Raw genomic sequence first — 22,956 nt, 5'->3', positions numbered from 1 at the left:
CTACAAGGTCAAAAAAGACCTTGTAGGATTTATAAATTCATTCCTGTCGTTTAAAATAAAACGTAAACAAGAAAAACACAATCCTGAAAATTCTATAACTAACCCAATGGTAAAATTGCTTAAAAATAGTATTCGTTTTATGGTATATTTCGGTAGTTATCTGAATACAATTGTCTTTAATAATTGTATCTAAATTTTGATTAACTTCTTTCGCAAAGTTTTCGTTTTTAATATCAATATTCAATTCAATACTTGCGTAAGCACTGATATTGTTGATATTATATGAACCAATTGTAACAAATTTTTCGTCAACCACACACATTTTTGCATGTAAAACAGTGGGCTGATATTCATAGATTTCAACGTTTTTTCTGAGTAACCAATCGTACATCCATCGTTCTGCGGACTTTGCAATTGGCACATCCGATTGGCTGGCTAATATTAATCTAACTTTTACACCTTTATTTATGGCAAATTTCAATAACTTTTTGGCTTTGCTTCCAGGAATAAAATAACTGCAAATTATTGTAATTTCTTTCTCGGCAGTTTCTAAAATTTGTTTATAAGTCGTTGATATTTCATTTTTGGATCTTACCCAATCATTGCGTCTAATTCGGCTTAATGAGGTTTCACTTTCTTTAAAGTGGAATAAAGTGTTATTTTCTTTGCAATATTCTTCAGTTTTATTCACTTTAAATCCGTTCCAAGTTTTCCAACATAAAATGCAAAGTTCCTTGGCGATTGGGCCTTCAAGAAATACTGCAAAATCTAGCCAAGCTTTGATATTATGACAATCGTTGTATCTATCTGCAATATTCATTCCGCCAACAACAGCATATTTTGCATCGATAACAATCATTTTATGATGCAATCTTCGTCCGAAATAGAAATTATTATTTTTAAACAACGGATTAAAAAATCGAAAATTTATGTTTTCCTTTTTTAAGTTTTCGATAAAGATTTTCGATAAATTTTTGGATGCGTAACCATCAACAAGCAAGTAAATTTTGACCTTTTTTTGTGAAGCAATTTTCAATGCATTTACAATTGATTTACCAGTTTCATCATCATTAAAAATATAGGTTTGAATGTGAATGCTTTGGATGGATTCTGATATAAGTTTTAGTAGTAAATCAAAATAAGGTTTACCACTTTTTATGAGTTTAATTTTATTTTTGGTAAAAGTATTTTCGATTAAATTTTTCATTTACTTATAAATCATCTACTTCATCAAAATCTCCTTTTTGATCATTTGATTCTTGGTAGTCATTATTCATTTCTTCCTCTAATTCCTTCTTGTCTTTAAGGTTGCGAACAATTGTAAATACTACCAAACCTATTACTAAAATGCCTACGATTACTATTACAGTATAATTCATTTTTAATGATTTAGAGGTTAATAAGCAATTTAATTGGTTTTTAAATGGTTTGTCTTCTTTTCTTCTTGAATTACTATCCTTTGTTAGGAGTAGGTCAAGTGGATTTGGTTTTTATTTATTAAAATATTATGAGGTTTTTTCATAAATTCTTAATTGAGCCCTATACCAAAGGTGAATTATTATAAATTTAAAATTGTTATATAATTAATAATAATTATTGCATAATTTATATAAAAAAAGTAGAAATTAGGATAATATTGGAATTTTACAATTTTATTATAAAATTATACAACCAATATTCCATATTAAAAGGTAAACTTTAATAGTTCAAAAATATGACTAACGAAATTGCCAAAGTTCTTTACAAACTAGTAATTAAACAAGAATTTTTAGAGTAATATTTCCGAATTTATTAAGATTGCGGATAAATAAATAGATCTAAATATGAAAAAAATATTTCTTATAACACTGCTATTTGTTCTTTCCTGCAAAGAAAAATTCGATGAAATCAAACCTACAATTGGTAATGTTACCGAGAGTGTTTATGCTTCTGGAATTATAAAATCTGAAAATCAATATACTGTTTTTTCAAGTGTAAGTGGTATTCTAAAAAAGATTGATGTAGTTGCTGGACAATCAATTACCAGAGATCAATTGTTGTTTGAGTTAGAAAATGATAAAGCCGAGTTAAACACCCAAAATGCAAGATTGACTTATCAATTAAGCCAAAATGACAACCGTTATATTCAAGATAAAATTTCAGAAATGGAAATTAAAGTACAATTGTCTCGTGATAAATTGCTGGTTGATAAATCTTTATATGATAGAAACAAACGCATCAAAAAATACAATATTATTTCTGAAGTTGATTTTGAAAAAGTAACGTTGGCATACAAATCATCACAATTAAATTTACAAACTTCAAAAAAACAATTGTCCCAATTAAAATTGCAATTGAATTTTGATCAAAATAAAAACAACATTTTATTGCAAATTGGTCAAAAAACTCAAAGTGATTATGCTATAAAAAGTGCTTTTTCAGGAGAACTTTTTGATGTTTTAGTAAAAGAAGGAACATTAATAACGCCACAAATTCCGTTGGCAATTATTGGTCAAAAAAACGCTTTTTTATTAGAACTCGAAGTTGATGAAAACGATATGGCTCGTGTAAAATTAAATCAATCGGTTTTGATCACATTAGACAGTTATAAAAACCAAGTTTTTAATGCCAAAATTGATAAAATTTATCCTATTATGGATGAACGTTCTAGAACTTTCAAAATTGAAGCACATTTTATAAATCCACCCAAAAAATTGTATCCAAATCTTTCTGCCGAAGCAAATATTATCATTCAAATTAAAAAAAACGCTATTACAATTCCGAAAGTTTATTTGCTGAAAGGCGATTCTATTCAAACCTCTAAAAAAGAAAAACGAAAAGTAAAAATAGGATTATCAGATTATCAAAAAGTAGAAATTCTAGTGGGTTTAAAAGCTGACGAAATTATTTATAAACCCAAAGAATGAACTATAAACTAATATTAAATATTGCCATTCATTTGCTACGAGCGCGACTAAAACAAACTATTGTTGCTGCCGTTGGCGTAACTTTTAGTATATCAATGTTTATAGCTTTGGTAAGTTTTATGAACGGTTTAAACGATTTGCTCGATGGATTAATGCTGAACAAAACAGCACACATTCGGTTGTACAATGAAGTAAAACCATCTCAAAATCAACCCATTTCGTTATCTGAAAAATATAAAAATAACACCAATTTTATCAATTCTATAAAACCAAAAGACAGAGGAAAATCTATTTACGACAGCAAAAAAATTATTGAGGATTTAAAATTGGATAAACGGATTATTGATGTGGCTGCCAAAATAAATACACCAGTTTTTTTTAATTCTGGAACTATTGAAATTGCTGGTGTTATTAACGGAATTGAAATCGAACACGAAGAAAAATTATTCAAAACTTCAGACAATATTATCGATGGAAATGTAGCAGATTTATCTCAAAACAATAGCATTATTATTGGTAAAGGTTTGTCAGAAAAAATGCTTTTACTTAAAGGCGATAATATCAATATCACTTCGTCAAGAGGGAATTTAGTAATGCTAAAAGTAGTGGGAATTTCTCAAATTGGAATTTCTGAAATTGACAATACATTTAGTTATACTTCGCTTGAAACTGCTCAAAAACTACTAGATGAACCTACAAATTATATTACAGATATTCAAATAAAATTATTTGATATGCAATCGGCTCCAGCAGTTGCCAGAGAATTTTCAGATAAATACAATACAGATACCATTGATTATCAAACCGCAAACGCACAATTTGAAACTGGAAGTTCAGTTCGAAACATAATTTCTTACGCCGTTGGTTTGGTATTATTGCTAGTTGCTGGTTTCGGAATTTATAATATTTTAAATATGATGATTTACGAAAAAATGGATACAATTGCTATTTTAAAAGCAACTGGTTTTTCAGGCAATGATGTAAAATGGATTTTTATTCTATTGTCATTAATTATAGGAATTGCTGGCGGATTACTTGGATTGTTGTTCGGATTTATTTTTTCATCAATTATCAGTATCATTCCATTTGAAACCGCTTCGTTGCCAACAATAAAAACATATCCTATAAATTACAATATTATTTATTACATCATCAGTATGATTTTTGCGCTTTTTACAACCACAATCGCAGGATTATTTCCAGCATTGAAAGCTAGTAAAGTTGATCCAGTTGAAATTATAAGAGGAAAATAAAAATTTTTGATTGTTGATTAACGATTTTTGATTAACGATTTTTGATTTCAGATTTCAAAAAAAGAATATATAAAATAGAATTTAGAATATTGATTTTGTTGGAATTAATGAATCTTAATGCCTTAATGGTTTAAACAAATTAAATGGAAACCAAAATTTTAGAAGCCATAAATTTATCAAAAAAATTTCACGAATCCATAGAAGTGAAAGTTTTAACGGATATTAATTTCTCGATAAACAAAGGTGAATTTGCTTCTATAATTGGTAAATCTGGTTGCGGAAAATCAACTTTATTATACATTTTATCTACGATGGATACTGCTTTCGATGGCGATTTAAAAATCGATTCTGTTTCTATGAAAGACAAACCTGATGCCGAATTGGCGATTGTTCGCAACGAAAAAATCGGATTTGTATTTCAGTTTCATTATTTGTTAAATGAGTTTTCGGTTTTGCAAAACGTAATGTTACCAGGATTAAAATTGGCAAAATTATCTAGTAAAGAAGTAGAAGCAAATGCCTATGAAAAACTTAAAGTTTTAGGAATTCAAGACAAAGCATTAAATAATCCAAACAAATTGTCTGGTGGCGAAAAACAGCGTGTTGCCATTGCTCGTGCCTTGATAAATAATCCATTAATAATTATGGGCGACGAACCAACAGGAAATTTAGATAAGAAAAACTCAGAAATTGTTTTTGAAGTTTTTAAAGAACTCGCTGAGGTATACAAACAATCGCTTTTAATTGTAACACACGACAACGATTTTGCCAAACGAACGCACAGAATTATTGAAATGGAAGACGGAAAAATAATTAAATAACTTAAAAATGAAAAAGACTATGACAACTTTATTAATCATCATCGGATGTATTTTATTGATTTTATTAATAGGAAAAATCAATTTAGAAAGAAATTTTAATAAGCAACTATCCACATTGTTTACCAATTCAATCAACATTTCAGACAAGAAATACAGCATTAATCAATTAGAAAATTTGCCTGAACCAGTTCAAAAATATTTCAACTATGTTATAAAAGACGGTCAGCCTTATATAAGTTCGGTGAGATTGACACACAATGGATTTTTTAAAACCGATTTAAAGAAAGACTTCATCAAAATTACTGGCGAACAATATTTTTCTGCTCAAAAACCACAATTTATCTGGAAAGGTGTAACTTCGATGTTTACTGCTCGTGATTATTTTATCGAAGAAAAAGGTGGATTAATCGCCACTTTATTAAATGTTTACAATGTTGTTGATGCCGAAGGTGTTAATTTTGATGAAGGCGAATTGCAGCGCTGGTTGGCAGAAAGTGTATGGTTTCCAACCAATTTATTGCCATCAGATTATCTAAATTGGACACCAATTGATGAAAGTTCTGCGAAATTATCTTTCAGATATAAAACAACTGCTTTTGATTTTATTGTCAGATTTAATAAAATTGGCGAAATAATAGAAATAGAAGGCAATCGATTTATGACTGCCGAAAAGAAAGAAAAATGGGTTTGCAAAATGGCAAATTATCAAGAACGAAATGGTGTAAAAATTCCAATTTCTGATCAAGCCATTTGGCGATTGAAAGATGGTGATCAAGTATATGCCAAATTTGAAGTTTTAAAAATTGAATACAATATTGCTGAAAAGTTTTAGTAACACAAAATTATGATTAATTCAAACTTAAAAGTAAGACACGAATTGCACTAATTTTCACTAATTTTTTTAGATTTAGTGTAATTTTAAAAATAATTAATTACTGGAAATTCGTGTAAAAAAATATAAATGTTCCGACATCAAGGCAAAACCAGAACCGCAAAACACAATATGCAAATTGCATCTGTACTTTCTTTTGTAGCAGGATTAGTCAATGTTGCAGGATTTTTGGCGGTTCAAAAACTAACAACCAATGTTACAGGACATTTTGCTTTTTTTGTAGATGCCGTTTTTCAAAATCAATTTTGGAACGGTTTTATGTATTTCTTGTATATATTTTTCTTTTTTTGGGGCGCATTTGTTTCTAGTTTTCTAGTAGAATTCGTGGCTCGTAAAAACGAAAATACTACATATATCATTCCAATAATTATAGAAATTTTGTTGCTAGTATTTATTGCATTGTTTGGTAAAAATCTAATTGAAAATTACTCAAATGTAATTGCCTGTACGTTGTTATTCTCAATGGGATTGCAAAATTCATTAGTAACCAAAATTTCAAATTCTGTGGTTAGAACAACCCATTTAACTGGACTATTCACTGATTTAGGAATAGAATTAGCGCAATTATTTTTCTACAAAGAACAAGATTTATGTCAAAAATTATTTTCTTCTATTAGATTGCGATTAACAATAATAAGTTTCTTTTTTATTGGTGGAATAGTTGGTGGCGTATTTTATTCGAAATTAGAATTAAAAGTGCTTCTTATTGCAGTATTCTTTTTAATCTTCGGATTAATTTATGATTATTTAAAATTGAAAATAGTTTTAATTCATAGAAAGTTGCATCGATTATAATACCAATTTTGTATATAATACAGTCTGAATTATATACATAATTGGATAAACTACAATTCATTTATAGTATCTTAACTATACATCAAAACCAAAAAAAGCTGCCCTTTCGAACAGCTTTTACAATTATTTAATTCAATTTATCTTTTCACAAATTTCTTGGTTAACGTTTTTTGACCATCGTTTAGTTCAAAAATATACAAGCCAGATTCAAGATTAGCAAGGCTAATTTGATTCTGTTTGGTGTCTCCAGAATTTACTACTTGACCTACTAAATTGTATATTTTGTAAGTAGCATTCAGATTTTTAGAAACTGAAATATTTAACACTGTATCCGCTGGATTTGGGAAAAGTCTAAATTCTAAACTATTTGAATCTTCACCATCTATAGCTGCAATGCTAGAAATTGGAACTCCAGCAGTAATATTTACAGTATAATCTTCTACTTGACCATAGGTAAATGACTCACAAGAAGTTGGAATAGCATTGTATTTCATAGAAACTCTCATTCTGGTTGTACCCAACGTTGCAGTAGCTGGAACTGTAAAACTAGCACTTATTGGTGTGGTTTTTGAAGCCGATTTTGCAACAACCATTTCTCCCGCATCTGTAAAGAATCCGTTTTTATTAAAATCAATCCAAACACCATAACCTTCACTATATACAGTGCCTGTCCATGTTGGAGTTATTGTAATGGTGTTTGCTGTACCTCTACCCAAATCTGTAGATTGCGATGTAAAGTTTTCGTATCCAGCAGTTCCTGTTGTAGTATTATTTATAGAACCTAAAACAACTTTCCCGATTCTTTCGTCGTTTGTATTGCTACTAGTGGAAGCACAATAAGCAACAGATGATCCAGCTAAAGTTGTCACATTCACAACATTGCTCGAAGCAGAAAGATTTCCAGCAGCATCTTTGGCTTTCACAGAAAAACTGTAAGCCGTTGAAGCAGACAATCCAGAAACAGTGGCAGAACCTCCTGTTGCAGTGGTTACCAAAGTTGTTCCGTTATATACATTATAACCAGTAACCCCAACATTGTCTGTAGAAGCTGTCCATGATAAGTTTGTAGCGGAAGATGTAGTTCCGGAAGCTACCAAACTAGCAGGTGTTGATGGTGCAGTTGTATCTGTGGATGGCGAAATGTAAGCCGCACCTATTCCCACTGCATAAAATGCATTTGTAGTGGCAATAACTTCCGCAGAACCCGCACCATATAAATCTACAGCAGACTGAATTCCTGATGTTCTTGCATTTGCATAAGTTGAATTTGCAGACAAATAAATGCTTTCCAAGCGGTAAGCAATTTTTGCAGCTTTGTCGATTGTAATACCAGTTACGTTGAATGCGTTTCCAATATCGTTGCTTCCAGATTTTCCAATAGATAGAATATAAAACCAGTGGTTTAAAACACCACTGTTGGTGTGAACACCGCAATAATCGTTGGATTGTGTTGGAGAACAGTTTGGTGTTTTCCAAAAAGTACCTCCATAAGTGTCTGGCTGACTTTCTGCATTTGGATTGCTCATTGATCTTAAAGATAAATGACCTGAACGTCTTTCAATATCTTCTCCTATCAACCAAGTTTGTTTAGATGGTGCTGCAAAATATTCAACACAAGCGCCCCAGATATCAGAAAAACCTTCGTTCATGGCACCCGATTCTTTTTGATATGCCAAATTTGCAGTAGTTTCACAAACGGCGTGTCCAATTTCATGAGCCGCAACATCCAATGAAGTTAGTGCATCAAAAAAAGTACCGCTTCCATCGCCATAAGTCATTACCGAACCGTTCCAATAAGCATTGTCATAAGCATTGCTGTAATGTACGTAGCTGTTAATTTTTGCTCCAGCATTATTGTAGCTATTTCTATTATGTACACTAGAGAAATAATCAAAAGTTTTTTCTGCACCCCAATGTGCATCAAGTGCAGCATTATCTTTGTTTGTATTATCAAACTCTGCCGCAGTCCAGTTATTATCAACATCTGTAAAATTTACAGCTGCTGTATAACTTGTACCTTTTTTCATATTGAAGGTTTGTATTCCGTTTCCTCGTGTATTGTCAGACAATATATAGGAAGCTCCACTTAGCAAAGTTTGAATGGGTTGTGTTCCAGAATATTTTGTGGCAGCACTTGCAGCCACCAAACTTGCTGATTTATTCAATGTAAAATTTTGATCTGTTTTATTTACAGATTTTCCATGTGCATAATCGCCCAAATGTTTAATAGTGGCATTAAAATAAAGTGCTTCACCAGTGTTAGCATCAATATACAAATCGCCCCGACTTACAGGATTGGTAGCATAAATATCAAATTTATAAGCCAAATTTGCGTTGTCTGAATTTCTTTTTTGACCTTGTTCAGACATCGATGGCAATAAAACCAATTCTCCAACTGGCTTTTTGTAATTCATTTTAGAAGCTTCGTCCTGATTTTCCCACATATACTGTTTTGCTCCAGTATGACTAATGGCTCTGTTGAACGCTTGTTGGCTAGAAATTGATGGTGAAGTATTCACCTCATCTATGTTGTAAAACTCACCAGTCATTGAAGCCAGCTTTCCGTTTTTAGAATGCAGAGTATACGTTGCATATTCTACTTTAATACCTTGGTGAAACAATTGAAACTTTTCGTGAGTAAAACCTTCTTTATCGGTTTCAGTTTTGATTTTTGAAAAGTTTTGATTTTCTTTTAACCCTAAATTTTCTTTGAATACTTGTTGAAAATCAGAATTTTTGTAGAGGGAACTTTGGTTGAAATTGATCATACTAGGTGATCCATTTTCATTTGTGAACTTTTGGTTTCCATTTTTATCCGTTTCTTGAGCGAAACTGGATAAGGAAAACACAGACAATGCAATTACCGAAGCAATTTTGCCGAAATTTTTTTTCATAATGTTTGGTTTTTGGTTGGTTAACAATTTCATTAGTTGATTAGGCCAATGATTTTAATTGATGCTAATTTAATAAATTTATGTTAATATAGAACTACATATGTTGTTTTATTTACAATAAAAATATTAAAAATATAAAATATTCACAGATATTTATTTCGGTATTTGAATTAATAACCTTGATGAAGATTGCTTTGAGAATGCTACTAATATTTTTACAAGAGAAAACCAAATCTATGGACTTAAAGTCTGTCTGGTTAAAAGTAAAATTTACCAAAAATTCGCAAATTAAAGGCTTAAAAAACAGAAAATAATTAACGAATTTGCGGTAAATGTTTTTAGAACCTGAAAGGAAAATGAACTAAAGTACATAGTTTTAACTATTATTGAGACCAATAAATCTTTACAATAGTGAAAACATTTTTAATAAAATAATTTGCAAAGCAATCAGAACATAATAATTTGTAGAAGTTTTCCAGTAATAAAGTTGAACATTACAACCATGTTAATACTTCATTTAATTTGAAGAAGTGTATATTTAAATGTTTTAATTTATCTTCATTTCTGGAATGTCTCCTTCAATAATTAAATGGGCTTCTGTGGAAGCAATAATGTGTTCAATAGAAACGCCTGGGGCACGTTCTAATAATTTAAACCCTTGTGGTGTAATTTGTAGCACGGCAAGTTCGGTAACGACTTTTTTAACGCAACCCACACCTGTAAGTGGCAAAGTGCATTTTTTTAAGATTTTTGATTCGCCAGCTTTGTTCACATGCATCATGGCAACAATTATATTTTCTGCCGATGCTACCAAATCCATAGCACCACCCATACCTTTGACCATTTTTCCTGGGATTTTCCAATTGGCAATGTCGCCATTTTCAGAAACTTCCATAGCGCCAAGAATGGTTAAGTCAACTTTTTGACTTCTTATCATTCCGAAACTAAAAGCCGAATCAAAAAAACTGGCGCCTGGCAATGTGGTAATGGTTTGTTTTCCAGCATTAATTATGTCCGCGTCTTCTTCACCTTCAAAAGGAAAAGGTCCCATACCCAAAACACCATTTTCACTCTGAAATTCTACCGAAATATCTTCCCGAACATAGTTGGCAACCAATGTTGGTATGCCTATTCCTAAATTTACAAAATAATTATTTTGTACTTCCTGTGCGATGCGTTTTGCAATTTGATTTTTATCTAAAGCCATAATTAGTTATCTATTTCTAACTGTTCTTTGTTCTATTCGCTTTTCAAATTTTTCTCCTTGAAAAATACGTTGAACCATAATGCCTGGAATATGAATTTGGTTGGGATCTAGCATTCCTGCCTCCACCAATTCTTCAACCTCAGCAATAGTCATTTTTGCAGCGCCAGCCATACAAGAATTAAAATTTCTTGCCGTTCCTTTAAAAATTAAATTTCCAGCGGTGTCGCCTTTCCATGCTTTTACAATGGCAAAGTCTGCTTTAAAAGCGTGTTCCATAATATGCATTTTGCCATTAAACTCTCTGGTTTCTTTGCCTTCGGCTACTTCTGTGCCAAAACCTGCTGGTGTAAAAAAGGCTGGAATTCCGGCTTGTGCGGCACGGCATTTTTCTGCCAATGTTCCTTGTGGTGTGAGTTCTACGTCCAATTCGCCAGAAAGCATTTGGCGTTCAAATTCTGCATTTTCGCCCACATAGGATGAAATCATTTTTTTTATTTGACGTTTTTGCAACAACAATCCCAATCCGAAATCGTCAACGCCTGCATTGTTTGAAATGCAAGTTAAATCTTTGACGTTTTTTTCAACTAGTTCGGCTATGCTGTTTTCGGGTATGCCACAAAGTCCAAAACCACCAAGCATAATGGTTTGTGAATCTTTTATATCGTGCAATGCTTCTTGAACATTGTTTACTTTCTTGTTGATCATATTGTTTGTTTTAGCCCCGATAGCAGTGGAAATCCTTTTTTGTGGTTTTGTACTTCGACAAGCTCAGTATGACAAAACCACAAAAAAGATTGCAACGGATAGCGGGAAATAGCTCCTAAAAAAATAAAATTTAAAGTCCAAACTCTTCTGTTGGTTGTTCTTCTTCTGGTGGTTTTACAGCTGTAGAATCTGTTTCAGTTGGCGGACGATAAACAGGTTTTGTAACACAATCTACTTTAATCGACAAATCTGATGGTCTATCGAATTTATCTTTTGAAACGTGTAAATCTGCGTCTGCATAACATTTTTTCATAAATATTCCCCAAATTGGCAATGCCATTGTAGCGCCTTGACCATTTGTAATGGTTCTAAAATGTGCCGAACGGTCTTCATTTCCAACCCAAACTCCAGTAACTAAATTGGGAACCATGCCAACAAACCAACCATCTGATTGGTTTTGTGTGGTTCCAGTTTTTCCAGCTATTGGATTGGTAAATCCGTATGGATAGCCTGTTACTCTTTTATAAGCATATCCGCCTGGACCCGTGCTTCTTAACCTTGCGCCTGAGCCTGATTCTGTAACGCCTTCGAGTAATTTAATGACTGCGTAGGCTATATCTTTACTCAAAACGTCTCTGGATTCTGGTTTCGGTTCGTATATAATATTACCGTTTTTGTCTTCAATTTTTGAAATTACCTGTGGTTTCATATAGATGCCTTGGTTGGCAAATGTGCTGTAAGCCGCCACCATATCTTTGACTGTAATATCTACTGCACCCAATGCAATTGAGGGCTGTGAAGGAATTTCTGTTTCTACGCCTAATTTTTTTACCAATGTAATTACTGCATCAGGTCCTGTTCTGTCAATGAGTTTTGCAGAAACTGTATTGATGGAATTGGCTAGTGCTTTTTTTAGTGTGACCATACCTCGATAGCGGTTATCAGAATTTCTTGGTTCCCAATCTTCGGTTACATTGTGTCTTCCTTTTCTAATTATAACTGGTCCATCTATAATAGTATCGCAAGGTGACATACCCAATTGTTGGATGGCCGTTGCATAAACAAAAGGTTTGAATGTTGAGCCTACTTGACGCGCGCCTAAACCCACGTGATCATATTGAAAATACCTATAATCTACTCCACCAACCCAAACTTTTACTTGTCCCGTTTGTGGTTCCATAGACATGACGCCTGGTTGAAGAAAATGTTTGTAATATCTAATGGAATCTATTGGAGTCATTTCCATTTCTTTGTCGCCATCCCAAGTAAAAACAGTCATTTTTGTTTTTATTTTGAATGATTTTATAATATCTTCTTCATCCTTACCTTGGTCTGTCATGAGTCTCCATCTTTCTGTATTTCGCATGGCGCGATCCATTATTTTATCGATATCTGGCTGTTTGATTCTTATAAAAGGTGCTGTTTTATTTTGTTTGGCTTCTAAGAAAAATTCTTCTTGCAGATTTTTTAAATGTTCTTTGACAGCTTCTTCAGCATACAACTGCATTTTTGAATCGATAGTAGTATATATTTTCAATCCATCGGCATACACATTATAATCTGATCCATCTTCTTTTTTGTTTTCTTTTACCCAAGTTTTCATGTATTCACGAAGATATTCACGAAAATAAGTGGCGCTTCCTTCGTTATGCTTTTCTGGAGAAAAGGTAAGTTTGATAGGTTTTTTTTGAAAATTTTCTTTTTGAACTGTGGTCAAACATTTATTTTTTTCCATTTGTTTCAAAACCACATTTCTACGTTCTCTTACTTTTTCTTCTCTTCGCAAAGGGTTAAAAAGTGATGGGTTTTTAAGCATTCCAATTAACATAGCAGATTCATCGACAGTTAAATCCATTGGTTCTTTTGCAAAATATACTTTGGCAGCAGAACGTATACCAACAGCTGTGTTTATAAAATCTGCTTTGTTTAGATACATGGCAATAATTTCATCTTTGGTGTATTGCCGTTCAAGGCGAATGGCAATAATCCATTCTTTTGCTTTTTGAACAATTCTAAAAGGCAAAAATTTTGAACCTTCGCCATGAAACAATAATTTGGCCAATTGCTGTGTTAATGTGCTCGCTCCTCCTCGACTTCCAAGACTTAATGAAGCACTTAAAGTTCTTCTACCATCGATGCCTGAATGTTCTCTGAAACGCTCGTCTTCCGTAGAAATTAAAGCGTCAACCAAATGTTTTGGCAGGTTTTTGAATTTTATTGGCGTTCTGTTTTCATTATAAAATTTACCCAAAGTTACTCCATCCGCAGATATAATTTCTGTTGCTAGATTCGATTCTGGATTCTCTAATTCCGAGAAGGACGGCATGGAACCAAAAAGCCCCCATGAAGCAAACAGAAAAAATAATAATACACTACCAAAAGCAATAGAGAAGTATTTCCAAAACTTTTTCACATAATGTGAATGATTTGATATTTGTGTGCTGTGTTTTTTTGCCATTTTATTCGACTTGTGATGTTTCTATTCTGAAACCAATTTCTGTAATTCCTTTTAATTTTTCAACTCCTTTAACTTTTCCTGTTTTTCGAACAGCCTGAGAGATTGATATTTTATATTTTCCTTTTTCAGGGAATTTTACATTTTCCTTATACCACAACTTACTTTCTTTGATGTCCGAAAAACCTTGTCCAAGCATGTTTCCATCCAAATCTGCCATTTCATACTCCAGTGTGTCTACTTTTATTAACCCACTTGGTTGCTCTAGTTTTGTAATGAGAAATAGGTTGTTAAATTCGTAATCATTATTGCTACGGATATTAATAAACATATTGTTTGGTTTTTTTGAAACCTCTTGATCGAAAGTAAAAATAACACTATTTTTTTTATCCCAACCATCTTGAAAAGTATGATAGGCATCAAAAATTTGGGTTTTATCGCAAGAAATCAACAGTAATGCGATACCAAATGCTAGAAAACTATATGTTCGGATTGTTTTTCTCATTTCTGATTTTTGGACCGTTTGAGTTGGGTTTATTTTGGTTTTGATTCGGATTTATTTTAGATTTCTGATTTTGTCCTGCCTCTTGATTCTGAGGTTGTGGTTTCCTGTTTTTATTTGGTTTTTTATTATTGCTCTTTTTAGGTTGGTCAAATCTGGTTAAACTGTCTTGACCCATTGCGTTTTGAAATGTTTTTTCAACTGCAATTTTTTCCACTTCAATAGCATAATCTTCTAGTCCAGAAACTTTAATTTTTTGTTTATTCTGTGCCATTATTTCTTGCACTTGCTCTACTTTTAAAACGTGCCATTGACCAAAATTTCCAATGTAAGCAAATGACATTAACCTTCCAAAAATGTCTATTTTTTGACAAATTGCATCCCCTTTTTCTGTTGAAAGTTTGGTTTCCATATCTGGAATGTCTTTCAAGGCATCCATGTAGGTATCCAATTCATAGTTCAAGCAACATTTAAGTTTTCCGCACTGACCCGCCAATTTTTGAGGATTCAATGACAATTGTTGGTATCTCGCTGCCGATGTGTTCACACTTCTAAAATCTGTCAACCAAGTGGAACAGCACAATTCTCTTCCGCAAGAACCTATGCCGCCCAAACGAGCTGCTTCTTGACGGAAACCCACCTGTTTCATTTCGATTCTGGTACTAAAAGCACCCGCGAATTCTTTTATCAATTGACGAAAATCGACTCTGTCTTCTGCGGTGTAATAAAACGTAGCTTTCGAACCATCGCCTTGAAATTCGATATCAGAAATTTTCATTTGGAGCTGCAGTCGAATAGCCATTTCACGGGCACGAACTTTCATTGGTTCCTCTTTGTCGCGAGAATTGCTCCAAATATCTATATCTTTTTGAGATGCTTTTCTGTATATTTTAGGCACTTCACCTTCGTGATTAACCTGTTTTTTCTTCATTTGTACTTTAACAAGTTCGCCAGTCAAAGTTACAATTCCAACGTCGTGTCCTGGTGAAGCTTCTGTAGCTACAATATCGCCAATACTTAAGGTCAGTTTTTCTGTATTTCTGTAAAACTCTTTTCTTCCGTTTTTAAAACGAATTTCCACACAATCAAAAGGAGCTTGACCTCCAGGTAATGTCATATTAGAGAGCCAATCGAATACTGTTAATTTGTTGCAGCTATCGGTGCCGCAAGTCCCATTATTTTTGCAACCCTTTGGTGCTCCAACATCGGATGTTGAACAACTTGTACATGCCATAATTTGAATATATATTGATTGCTCGGTTTGAGCTACTTTTAGAATGTAAATATAGTTTTTTTAATTTAAGTTGAGAAATTCCGAAAAAACTTAGCTGAAAGGCAAAATCAAATCACAAATGACAAAATCCAAATCACAAAACTACAATTTTCAAAACCCGAAAAGAAGAAATAAACATCTAGTATTATGTTTGGAATTTAAAAAAATTGAAGTTTTGTGATTTGTTTTATAACTTCTCTACTCTATACAAAACATCAGAAAGTCTTATTCTAAAAGGCAATTTGAAACTTACCCTATCTCCAGTTTTTGCTTTTTCTGCTTCTTCTTTTAAAATGTACATGGATTCTAGGATAAAAATTTCTTCTCCAGTAGTTTTTCCTTTAATGAGCAAAGTATCGCCTATGTTGATTTCTTCATTTTCAATCAAGAATTCGCCAATACTTGATTTTGTATAATAATGCTGGGCTTTGCCAATATATGTTTTAACTATTTTAGGTTTGATTTCTGAAATTACTTTTTCTTTCGATAAAATTTTTGCTTCCGATGGATTTTTAAAAACCAATGCTTCTGCCTTACCTTTTTTGAAAATTTTATTGCCGTTTTTCAAACCCTGACGCAATTTTATTTGTTGATCCATTGGCAAATGAATAACTTCCTGACATTCGTACGAGCAACAATTTTCCAACAATTCTTTGCAATCATCACACTGAATGAATAACAAATGGCAACCATAGTTGGCGCAATTGGTATGTACATCGCAAGGTTTTCCGCATTGGTGACAATTGGAAACAACATCCTCTGTAATTCGTTCGCCCAAACGCTGATCAAAAACAAAGTTTTTACCTATAAATTTGCTTTCCAGTCCTTCTTCTTTAATTTGACGTGTGTACTCGATAATGCCGCCTTCCAATTGAAAAACATTTTTAAAACCTTTGTGTTTAAAATAGGCCGATGCTTTCTCGCAACGAATACCGCCTGTGCAATACATTAATAAATTTTTATCTTCTTTATGATTTGCCAACTGGTCTTCTATAATAGGTAAACTTTCTCGAAAAGTATCTACATCTGGTTTTATGGCATTGGTGAAATGACCAATTTCGCTTTCGTAATGATTTCGCATATCGACAACAATGGTGTTTGGATCATCCAATAAAGTGTTGAATTCTTTCGCTTTTAGATGAATTCCAATATTGGTTACATCCAAAGTATCATCGTTTAAACCATCGGCAACAATTTTGTCACGAACTTTTATAGTGAGTTTTAAAAACGAAAGATCATCTTGTTCGACAGCAATATTTAGTCGAATGCCTTTCATGAAATTATATTTATCGATCGAATTTTTAAAGTCATAAAAACAATCTGCCGGCAAAGACAATTGGGCATTAATTCCTTCTGTGGCTACATAAATTCTGCCCAAAACATCGAGTGTGTTCCAAGCAAGAAATAATTCATTTCGAAATTGTGTGGGATCCAAAATATGCGCATAAGCATAGAACGACAAAGTTAGTCGTCGTTTTCCAGCATGATCAATCATGATGGCTCTTTCTTCTGCGCTTAAGGTGTTGTACAGTTGCATGCTATAAACAAATTAAGGTTGAAATTTTTGCAAAAGTAGCAATAGTTATGGTAACATATTTTGAATAATGATTTTTTTAATCAAAATAATAGCTCAATTATCACTATAACAAAAAAATCCAAAAATCACGTGAATGAAATTTGGATTTTTTGTTATTTGTAATTTAAATTATTTAGTTTCTTCTTTTTTAGGATCTGTAGTTTGAGTTTGCTCTTCTTTCGAAGCGTTTTTAAATTCTTTAATTCCATTACCCAATCCTTTCATTAATTCTGGAATTTTTTTTCCTCCAAAAAGTAATAAAACAATCACCAGTATAACTATAATTTCGGTTGCGCCTAATCTTCCCATGATTTATAAGTTTTATGCTTTCGCAATTTTAATCTAACAAAATAAAAACAAAGGTAAGTATTTTTAATAAACCGTTTGTTTTTATTGTATAATTTTAACGTACCGTCTCTTTAGAAATAAACAGTTATAATAAATGTTTATATTTGTTTGATAGTTTCATTATTATGCCAGAAAAAAGATTCCGACGCAAAGCATTTCTTGATAAAATAACCACCAAAAATAGGCTGGTTATTTTAAACGATGATACTTTTGAAGAAAAATTTTCTTTCAAGCTCAATATTTTAAATGTTTTTATTGTAGCCACCATTGGTGCCATATTTTTAATATCTGTTACCAGTTATATCATAGCATTCACGCCGCTTCGAGAATACATTCCAGGCTATTCATCGGCAAAATTAAAACAGGAAGCATTGATGTTGGGTTTAAAGTCTGACTCTTTAGAATTTGAACTAAAAAAAAATGATGCTTATATTGAATCAGTAAAAAAAGTATTAACTGGCGATCTAGAATATGCAAAAGTCAATAAGGATTCTATAATGGCATCAGAATATGTGGATCCGTCGGAATATAATTTTTCTGCATCGCCAGAAGAATTGGAATTAAGAAAAAAAGTAGGAGAAGAGCAGAAAAAAATCAGTACAAATCTTACCAAAAAGGAGACGTCAAAAAATTAAAAAATGTCAATCAAAATAAAGCTTGCTAAATATTTTGCTCGAAAAATTTATAAAAAAACCCTAAAATGGTCTCAAAATCCTATTGAAACCCAAAAAAAAGTTTTTCAAAACTTAATTCATCAAGCACAAAAAACGGACTTCGGACAAGACCATAAGTTTGGTAAAATAAAGAATTTTGAAGATTTTGCCAAACATGTTCCAATTCGAGATTACGAAGCTTTAAAACCTTATGTAGATAAAGTAGTCAACGGTGAAAAAAATATACTTTGGAAAGGAAAACCATTGTATTTTGCCAAAACATCTGGTACTACTTCTGGAGCAAAATACATTCCACTCACAAAGGCATCAATGCCTACACATATCAAAGCAGCAAGAAATGCTATTTTGAGCTATATTCATGAAACAGGTAATGCCGATTTTGTAGACGGTAAAATGATTTTCTTGCAAGGAAGTCCTGTATTAGAAGAAAAAAACGGAATCAAATTAGGACGATTATCTGGAATAGTCGCGCATTTTGTGCCCAAATATTTGCAAAAAAACAGATTGCCTTCTTGGGAAACCAATTGTATCGAAGATTGGGAAACCAAGGTAAACGCTGTAGTTGAAGAAACTTTCAACGAAAATATGACGGTTATTTCTGGAATTCCATCGTGGGTACAAATGTATTTTGAAAAACTACATCAAAAAGCCCAAAAGCCAGTAGGTGAATTGTTCAAAAACTTTAATCTGTTTATTTATGGCGGTGTAAATTATGAACCTTATCGTGCCAAATTTGAAAATTTAATAGGTCGAAAAGTTGATTCTATTGAATTATTTCCAGCATCGGAAGGTTTTTTTGCTTATCAAGATTCTCAATCAGAAAAAGGAATGTTGCTTTTACTAAATGCTGGCATTTTTTATGAATTTGTAAAAGCCGATGAATTTTATACCGAAAACCCTAAAAGATATACCATTGGCGACGTAGAATTGGACACCAATTATGTTTTAATAATTTCTACCAATGCCGGACTTTGGGCATACAATATTGGCGATACAATTCAATTTACTTCATTAAAACCATATCGAATTATAGTGTCAGGCAGAATCAAACATTACATTTCTGCTTTTGGCGAACACGTTATTGGAAAAGAGGTGGAATGCGCTTTGCAAGAAGCCATAGAAGATACAAATATTAGTATAAACGAATTTACAGTTGCACCACAAATTAATCCAGCATCCGGTTTGCCCTATCACGAATGGTGTATTGAATTTGAAAATGAACCTGAAAATTTAGACAATTTTGCTTTGCAAATTGATAAAGCCATGCGCAAACAAAATGTATATTATGATGATTTAATTGTTGGAAATGTATTGCGAACATTGATCATATCCAAAGTAAATAAAAATGGTTTTCAAAACTACATGAAATCTATCGGAAAACTAGGCGGACAAAACAAAATTCCTAGGCTTTCTAACGATAGGAATATTGTTGATAAATTAGAAAAAATACAATAAATGATTCCTAAAAAACTGTTGCTTTTTTTATTTTTAATAAGCGTTTCTGTTTACGGTCAAATTAAAGGCGTTGTTTTAGATCAAAACAATAAACCCATTCCTTATGCGAGCATTTGGGTCGAAAATGAAAATATTGGTGTTTCTGCCGAAGAAAATGGAACTTTCACAATTAATATAAATAACGGAAATAAGAATCTAATTATTTCTGCTTTGGGTTTTGAAAAGAAAATAATAAAGGCTTCGCAAGCACAAACAGTACAATTAATTCCATTAGTTTTTGCATTGGATGAAGTGGTTGTGTTAAATAAAAAAGAAACTAAAACCATCGAAATTGGAAAAACAGATACTCAAATTTATCAGGCGTTTGAAAATGGATCCAAAATTGATGCGAAGTTTTTTCCTTACAAACCATCCTATAAAAAAACCAAATTTATAAAACAAGTTTCTATTTATACAGATAGTAAAATCGAAGAGGCAGCCATTAGAATTCATTTTTATGATGTAGATTCCAGTGGGCTTCCAGCAGACGAATTACTTAATAAAAACTTTATTGTCATTGTAAAAAAAGGTCAAAGATACAGTGTTTTTGACGTTTCTGATTTTAATTTATCAATACCACAAAGCGGCATTTTTGTAGCCATTGAAAGATTGATTATTGAAAAAAATAAATTAGAAAAAACAACTACAGATTTAATCACCAAAACAACAAAAGTTTCAAAAACTTATTATCCACTTATTTTGTGTGGCTATGTTGAGCGGCCTTTTTTATATGGATTTTATGGTGGAAAATGGAACAAATCAAATCAAGAAAATACAAATATAATGGTGTATGAACCAGCAATAACACTAGTATTGAGTAACTAAAAAATAAAAATCATATATTTGCTGGTTAAATAATAAAATTTTAATGAATCAAATTAAAAACATTTCGCGCTCAAGAGCGCAAGAATCGTCGGCAGCTATCGAACGATTGTACATTACCATGCGTCATTTATTCAACCGCGGTTTCTACAAACCAATGGGCGTTTCAGGAGATACATTGCGTGAAGCATTGTTAGCATTGCGACCAGAAATTTATGGTTCCATTGCTGAAGAAAAAGTCGAACTCAACGGATTGTTATACGTTATTGAACGTTTGCCAGTTGGAATTGAAGAATGTCGATACATCAATTTAACCTCAGACGAAGGTTATTCGAACTCACATTTCAAAGCTATAGTTCCACCAAAAAGAAGAAGAAATTGCTACAGAATTGACGAGGAGCAAATGAATGTCGAAATTACTCGTGGTCGTTCCGATATTTATGACATATTAACACACCTGACGTTTATTTTTATTGAATCTCACAAAATTAAAAATAGGGTTTTAATTGATGATGACGGACAAGTTTCTCGCGATTGGCTAAAACTGGAGCAAGCGGCACTTCAAAGCAAAAAATTACCTTTGATAGAAAGAGAAAAAGCCATTTCTCACGCTGCCAATGTTTTAGGTAGAACATTCGCCGAAGTTTCAGCAATTTACGATGATTTTTCGACGCCAACAACGCCAGATCGTTTCTTGGATATTGTATATTGGTTGGGAAAAATTGCCATTGAAGAAGTGGTCGATAATAACAAACGAACCATTACTTTTAGTCCTATTTTGAGAGAAAGATTAGGGCATCACATACATGGTGAAATTTGGGCAACAAACATCAAAGACACATTAGATAAAAATGATTTATTGACAAGACCAATTCATATTATTAGTGCCAATATGCACAGTGTTATGAATTCGATTTTTGCAACAAATGTTTTAAAGACAAAATTTAAAGACAAATCTGATTTTTATATTTATGAAGAATTAAGCAGATCTGGTGCCCACGATGTTCGTTCAAAAGTGGAAGATGTGGCTTTGAAACATGGTATGATTTTCTTGCCAGATGCATCAGGAACCAATATAGATGTTCAAATATTTGATACGGCAAAAATTGATTGGTCAAAATCATCGTTTCCAAAAGCCACAATCGGCAAAGAAGCACCTGTTTTAATTGTAATGGATTACGCTTTTGGCGAACAAGCTTTTGAAACTATTGATGAACTCTTGAAACCATATAAAAAAGAAAACAACACCATTTTCTTAAACGTAGAATCTGTTTCTATTATGGGAAAAGCAGGAATTTTGCAAGGTGGAAAAGGCGATATTATGATTCCAAACGCACACATAAATGAAGGAACCGCCGATAATTATCCTTTTGATAATGAGCTGACAACCAAAATGTTTGAAGGAAATGACATTCCAGTTTTTGCGGGTCCAATGATTTCGGTTCTAGGAACATCATTACAAAATAAAGATTTGTTAAAGTTTTTTCATGAATCAACTTGGGGCGCCATTGGATTGGAAATGGAAGGCGCTTATTATCAAAAAGCAATTCAATCGGCTTCAAAAATTAGAAAAAGTATCAATCCAAATGTAAAAGTTCGATATGCTTATTATGCTTCAGATAATCCTTTGGAAACTGGAAGTACACTTGCATCTGGCGGACTGGGAACTACTGGAGTAAAACCTACTTACCTAATAACTATAAAGATTTTAGAACAAATTTTCAACGTAAAATAATTTGAAATGAATTTTATTCCAACCCATTTATCTGGTTGTTTTGTCTTGGAACCCAAAGTCTTTAAAGACGAAAGAGGTTATTTTATGGAAAGTTTTAATGAAACTACTTTTAATAATGGAATAGGTCAAAAAGTGCATTTTGTACAAGACAATCAGTCCTATTCTTCGAAAGGCGTTTTGCGTGGTTTGCATTATCAAACGGGCGAACATGCCCAAGCCAAATTAGTTCGTGTTCTTCAAGGTGAAGTTTTGGATGTTGCAGTCGATTTGAGATTAGAATCTGCAACTTATGGTCAATCGTTTTCTATATTGCTTTCTGCCGAAAATCAAAAACAATTGTTTATTCCACGCGGATTTGCACATGGATTTTTGGTTACTAGCGAAACTGCAATTTTCTTTTATAAATGTGATAATTTTTATAATGCAGCTTCCGAAGGCGGTTTAATTTACAACGATTTAACTCTAAATATTGATTGGAATTTTCCAGAGAATGAATTGATTATTTCCGAAAAAGATGTTATTTTACCAACGCTTCAAAATGCTAAAAAAGTATGGTAGTTTTAGTTACTGGTGCATCAGGTCAATTGGGACAATCATTGCAATA

The 22,956-nt window shown here is 32.4% G+C and carries 20 protein-coding genes; 10 read left to right on the top strand and 10 right to left on the bottom strand.

The window, feature by feature from the left end; all coding sequences use genetic code 11:
* Nucleotides 1–37: 37 nt before the first annotated feature.
* Entirely contained in the window at nucleotides 38–1,207 is a 1,170-nt protein-coding gene (locus tag RMN92_RS01630; protein ID WP_309607719.1) for a phosphatidylserine/phosphatidylglycerophosphate/cardiolipin synthase family protein, read from the bottom strand.
* A 4-nt stretch (nucleotides 1,208–1,211) separates the two neighbouring features.
* Nucleotides 1,212–1,379, bottom strand: coding sequence for a hypothetical protein (locus RMN92_RS01625; protein WP_309607718.1), 168 nt, complete (start codon nucleotides 1,377–1,379; stop codon nucleotides 1,212–1,214).
* Nucleotides 1,380–1,823: 444 nt separating this feature from the next.
* On the opposite strand from RMN92_RS01625, the gene RMN92_RS01620 reads away from it, so the two are divergent.
* The 5 genes from RMN92_RS01620 to RMN92_RS01600 all read left to right on the top strand — a co-directional run bounded on the left by RMN92_RS01620 (nucleotide 1,824) and on the right by RMN92_RS01600 (nucleotide 6,667).
* On the top strand, nucleotides 1,824–2,906 hold the full coding sequence (locus RMN92_RS01620) for an efflux RND transporter periplasmic adaptor subunit (RefSeq protein WP_309607717.1): 1,083 nt from the start codon (nucleotides 1,824–1,826) through the stop codon (nucleotides 2,904–2,906).
* Nucleotides 2,903–4,159: an FtsX-like permease family protein gene (locus RMN92_RS01615; protein ID WP_309607716.1), complete on the top strand. Its 1,257-nt coding sequence runs from the start codon at nucleotides 2,903–2,905 to the stop codon at nucleotides 4,157–4,159. Before RMN92_RS01620 ends, RMN92_RS01615 begins: the two co-directional genes overlap by 4 nt.
* A 143-nt stretch (nucleotides 4,160–4,302) precedes the next feature.
* Entirely contained in the window at nucleotides 4,303–4,980 is a 678-nt protein-coding gene (locus RMN92_RS01610) for an ABC transporter ATP-binding protein (RefSeq protein ID WP_309607715.1), read from the top strand.
* A gap of 7 nt (nucleotides 4,981–4,987) precedes the next feature.
* The gene (locus tag RMN92_RS01605) at nucleotides 4,988–5,812 is read left to right on the top strand and encodes a DUF6920 family protein (protein ID WP_309607714.1); all 825 of its coding nucleotides are present in this window, start codon (nucleotides 4,988–4,990) and stop codon (nucleotides 5,810–5,812) included.
* Nucleotides 5,813–5,941: 129 nt separating this feature from the next.
* Nucleotides 5,942–6,667, top strand: a complete 726-nt coding sequence (locus RMN92_RS01600) for a YoaK family protein (RefSeq protein WP_309607713.1) — start codon at nucleotides 5,942–5,944, stop codon at nucleotides 6,665–6,667.
* 137 nt (nucleotides 6,668–6,804) lie between these two features.
* Here the strand turns inward: RMN92_RS01600 and RMN92_RS01595 are convergent, their stop codons facing one another.
* The 8 genes from RMN92_RS01595 to tatA all read right to left on the bottom strand — a co-directional run bounded on the left by RMN92_RS01595 (nucleotide 6,805) and on the right by tatA (nucleotide 17,588).
* Nucleotides 6,805–9,561, bottom strand: a complete 2,757-nt coding sequence (locus RMN92_RS01595) for a M4 family metallopeptidase (protein ID WP_309607712.1) — start codon at nucleotides 9,559–9,561, stop codon at nucleotides 6,805–6,807.
* A 547-nt stretch (nucleotides 9,562–10,108) separates the two neighbouring features.
* Nucleotides 10,109–10,768 (bottom strand): CoA transferase subunit B, encoded by a 660-nt coding sequence (locus tag RMN92_RS01590; protein WP_309607711.1) that lies wholly within the window; start codon nucleotides 10,766–10,768, stop codon nucleotides 10,109–10,111.
* Nucleotides 10,769–10,774: 6 nt separating this feature from the next.
* Entirely contained in the window at nucleotides 10,775–11,473 is a 699-nt protein-coding gene (locus tag RMN92_RS01585; RefSeq protein WP_309607710.1) for a CoA transferase subunit A, read from the bottom strand.
* Between the two features lie 130 nt (nucleotides 11,474–11,603).
* Nucleotides 11,604–13,931, bottom strand: a complete 2,328-nt coding sequence (locus RMN92_RS01580; RefSeq protein ID WP_309607709.1) for a transglycosylase domain-containing protein — start codon at nucleotides 13,929–13,931, stop codon at nucleotides 11,604–11,606.
* A 1-nt stretch (nucleotide 13,932) separates the two neighbouring features.
* Nucleotides 13,933–14,433: a gliding motility lipoprotein GldH gene (locus RMN92_RS01575; protein ID WP_309607708.1), complete on the bottom strand. Its 501-nt coding sequence runs from the start codon at nucleotides 14,431–14,433 to the stop codon at nucleotides 13,933–13,935.
* A complete protein-coding gene (locus RMN92_RS01570) occupies nucleotides 14,408–15,664 on the bottom strand; it encodes a regulatory iron-sulfur-containing complex subunit RicT (RefSeq protein WP_309607707.1) in 1,257 nt (418 codons plus the stop codon). Before RMN92_RS01570 ends, RMN92_RS01575 begins: the two co-directional genes overlap by 26 nt.
* A 226-nt stretch (nucleotides 15,665–15,890) precedes the next feature.
* Entirely contained in the window at nucleotides 15,891–17,240 is a 1,350-nt protein-coding gene (locus RMN92_RS01565; RefSeq protein WP_309607706.1) for a rhodanese-related sulfurtransferase, read from the bottom strand.
* 168 nt (nucleotides 17,241–17,408) lie between these two features.
* Nucleotides 17,409–17,588 carry a twin-arginine translocase TatA/TatE family subunit gene (gene tatA, locus RMN92_RS01560; protein WP_309607705.1) on the bottom strand — a complete coding sequence of 60 codons (180 nt, stop codon included), beginning with the start codon at nucleotides 17,586–17,588 and terminating at the stop codon, nucleotides 17,409–17,411.
* A 164-nt stretch (nucleotides 17,589–17,752) separates the two neighbouring features.
* On the opposite strand from tatA, the gene RMN92_RS01555 reads away from it, so the two are divergent.
* Genes RMN92_RS01555 through rfbC form a run of 5 tightly spaced genes read left to right on the top strand, consistent with a single transcriptional unit; the run spans nucleotide 17,753 to nucleotide 22,910 of the window.
* Entirely contained in the window at nucleotides 17,753–18,262 is a 510-nt protein-coding gene (locus RMN92_RS01555) for a peptidase (RefSeq protein WP_309607704.1), read from the top strand.
* Nucleotides 18,263–18,265: 3 nt separating this feature from the next.
* Nucleotides 18,266–19,756, top strand: a complete 1,491-nt coding sequence (locus RMN92_RS01550) for a GH3 auxin-responsive promoter family protein (RefSeq protein ID WP_309607703.1) — start codon at nucleotides 18,266–18,268, stop codon at nucleotides 19,754–19,756.
* Nucleotides 19,757–20,620 carry a carboxypeptidase-like regulatory domain-containing protein gene (locus tag RMN92_RS01545; protein ID WP_309607702.1) on the top strand — a complete coding sequence of 288 codons (864 nt, stop codon included), beginning with the start codon at nucleotides 19,757–19,759 and terminating at the stop codon, nucleotides 20,618–20,620.
* A 43-nt stretch (nucleotides 20,621–20,663) separates the two neighbouring features.
* Nucleotides 20,664–22,352 (top strand): DUF6909 family protein, encoded by a 1,689-nt coding sequence (locus tag RMN92_RS01540; protein WP_309607701.1) that lies wholly within the window; start codon nucleotides 20,664–20,666, stop codon nucleotides 22,350–22,352.
* A gap of 6 nt (nucleotides 22,353–22,358) precedes the next feature.
* The gene (gene rfbC / locus RMN92_RS01535) at nucleotides 22,359–22,910 is read left to right on the top strand and encodes a dTDP-4-dehydrorhamnose 3,5-epimerase (RefSeq protein WP_309607700.1); all 552 of its coding nucleotides are present in this window, start codon (nucleotides 22,359–22,361) and stop codon (nucleotides 22,908–22,910) included.
* The last annotated feature ends 46 nt before the right edge of the window (nucleotides 22,911–22,956 follow it).

It is taken from the genome of Flavobacterium sp. (assembly GCF_031363805.1).
Classification (GTDB): Bacteria; Bacteroidota; Bacteroidia; order Flavobacteriales; family Flavobacteriaceae; genus Flavobacterium.
This window is presented reverse-complemented; position numbering and strand designations above follow the sequence as displayed.

What these genes read in the sequence shown, in the direction of transcription:
- RMN92_RS01630 (WP_309607719.1), bottom strand. Translation starts at nt 1,207, where the DNA reads ATGAAAAATTTAATCGAAAATACTTTTACCAAAAATAAAATTAAACTC.
- RMN92_RS01625 (WP_309607718.1), bottom strand. Translation starts at nt 1,379, where the DNA reads ATGAATTATACTGTAATAGTAATCGTAGGCATTTTAGTAATAGGTTTG.
- RMN92_RS01620 (WP_309607717.1), top strand. Translation starts at nt 1,824, where the DNA reads ATGAAAAAAATATTTCTTATAACACTGCTATTTGTTCTTTCCTGCAAA.
- RMN92_RS01615 (WP_309607716.1), top strand. Translation starts at nt 2,903, where the DNA reads ATGAACTATAAACTAATATTAAATATTGCCATTCATTTGCTACGAGCG.
- RMN92_RS01610 (WP_309607715.1), top strand. Translation starts at nt 4,303, where the DNA reads ATGGAAACCAAAATTTTAGAAGCCATAAATTTATCAAAAAAATTTCAC.
- RMN92_RS01605 (WP_309607714.1), top strand. Translation starts at nt 4,988, where the DNA reads ATGAAAAAGACTATGACAACTTTATTAATCATCATCGGATGTATTTTA.
- RMN92_RS01600 (WP_309607713.1), top strand. Translation starts at nt 5,942, where the DNA reads ATGTTCCGACATCAAGGCAAAACCAGAACCGCAAAACACAATATGCAA.
- RMN92_RS01595 (WP_309607712.1), bottom strand. Translation starts at nt 9,561, where the DNA reads ATGAAAAAAAATTTCGGCAAAATTGCTTCGGTAATTGCATTGTCTGTG.
- RMN92_RS01590 (WP_309607711.1), bottom strand. Translation starts at nt 10,768, where the DNA reads ATGGCTTTAGATAAAAATCAAATTGCAAAACGCATCGCACAGGAAGTA.
- RMN92_RS01585 (WP_309607710.1), bottom strand. Translation starts at nt 11,473, where the DNA reads ATGATCAACAAGAAAGTAAACAATGTTCAAGAAGCATTGCACGATATA.
- RMN92_RS01580 (WP_309607709.1), bottom strand. Translation starts at nt 13,931, where the DNA reads ATGGCAAAAAAACACAGCACACAAATATCAAATCATTCACATTATGTG.
- RMN92_RS01575 (WP_309607708.1), bottom strand. Translation starts at nt 14,433, where the DNA reads ATGAGAAAAACAATCCGAACATATAGTTTTCTAGCATTTGGTATCGCA.
- RMN92_RS01570 (WP_309607707.1), bottom strand. Translation starts at nt 15,664, where the DNA reads ATGGCATGTACAAGTTGTTCAACATCCGATGTTGGAGCACCAAAGGGT.
- RMN92_RS01565 (WP_309607706.1), bottom strand. Translation starts at nt 17,240, where the DNA reads ATGCAACTGTACAACACCTTAAGCGCAGAAGAAAGAGCCATCATGATT.
- tatA (WP_309607705.1), bottom strand. Translation starts at nt 17,588, where the DNA reads ATGGGAAGATTAGGCGCAACCGAAATTATAGTTATACTGGTGATTGTT.
- RMN92_RS01555 (WP_309607704.1), top strand. Translation starts at nt 17,753, where the DNA reads ATGCCAGAAAAAAGATTCCGACGCAAAGCATTTCTTGATAAAATAACC.
- RMN92_RS01550 (WP_309607703.1), top strand. Translation starts at nt 18,266, where the DNA reads ATGTCAATCAAAATAAAGCTTGCTAAATATTTTGCTCGAAAAATTTAT.
- RMN92_RS01545 (WP_309607702.1), top strand. Translation starts at nt 19,757, where the DNA reads ATGATTCCTAAAAAACTGTTGCTTTTTTTATTTTTAATAAGCGTTTCT.
- RMN92_RS01540 (WP_309607701.1), top strand. Translation starts at nt 20,664, where the DNA reads ATGAATCAAATTAAAAACATTTCGCGCTCAAGAGCGCAAGAATCGTCG.
- rfbC (WP_309607700.1), top strand. Translation starts at nt 22,359, where the DNA reads ATGAATTTTATTCCAACCCATTTATCTGGTTGTTTTGTCTTGGAACCC.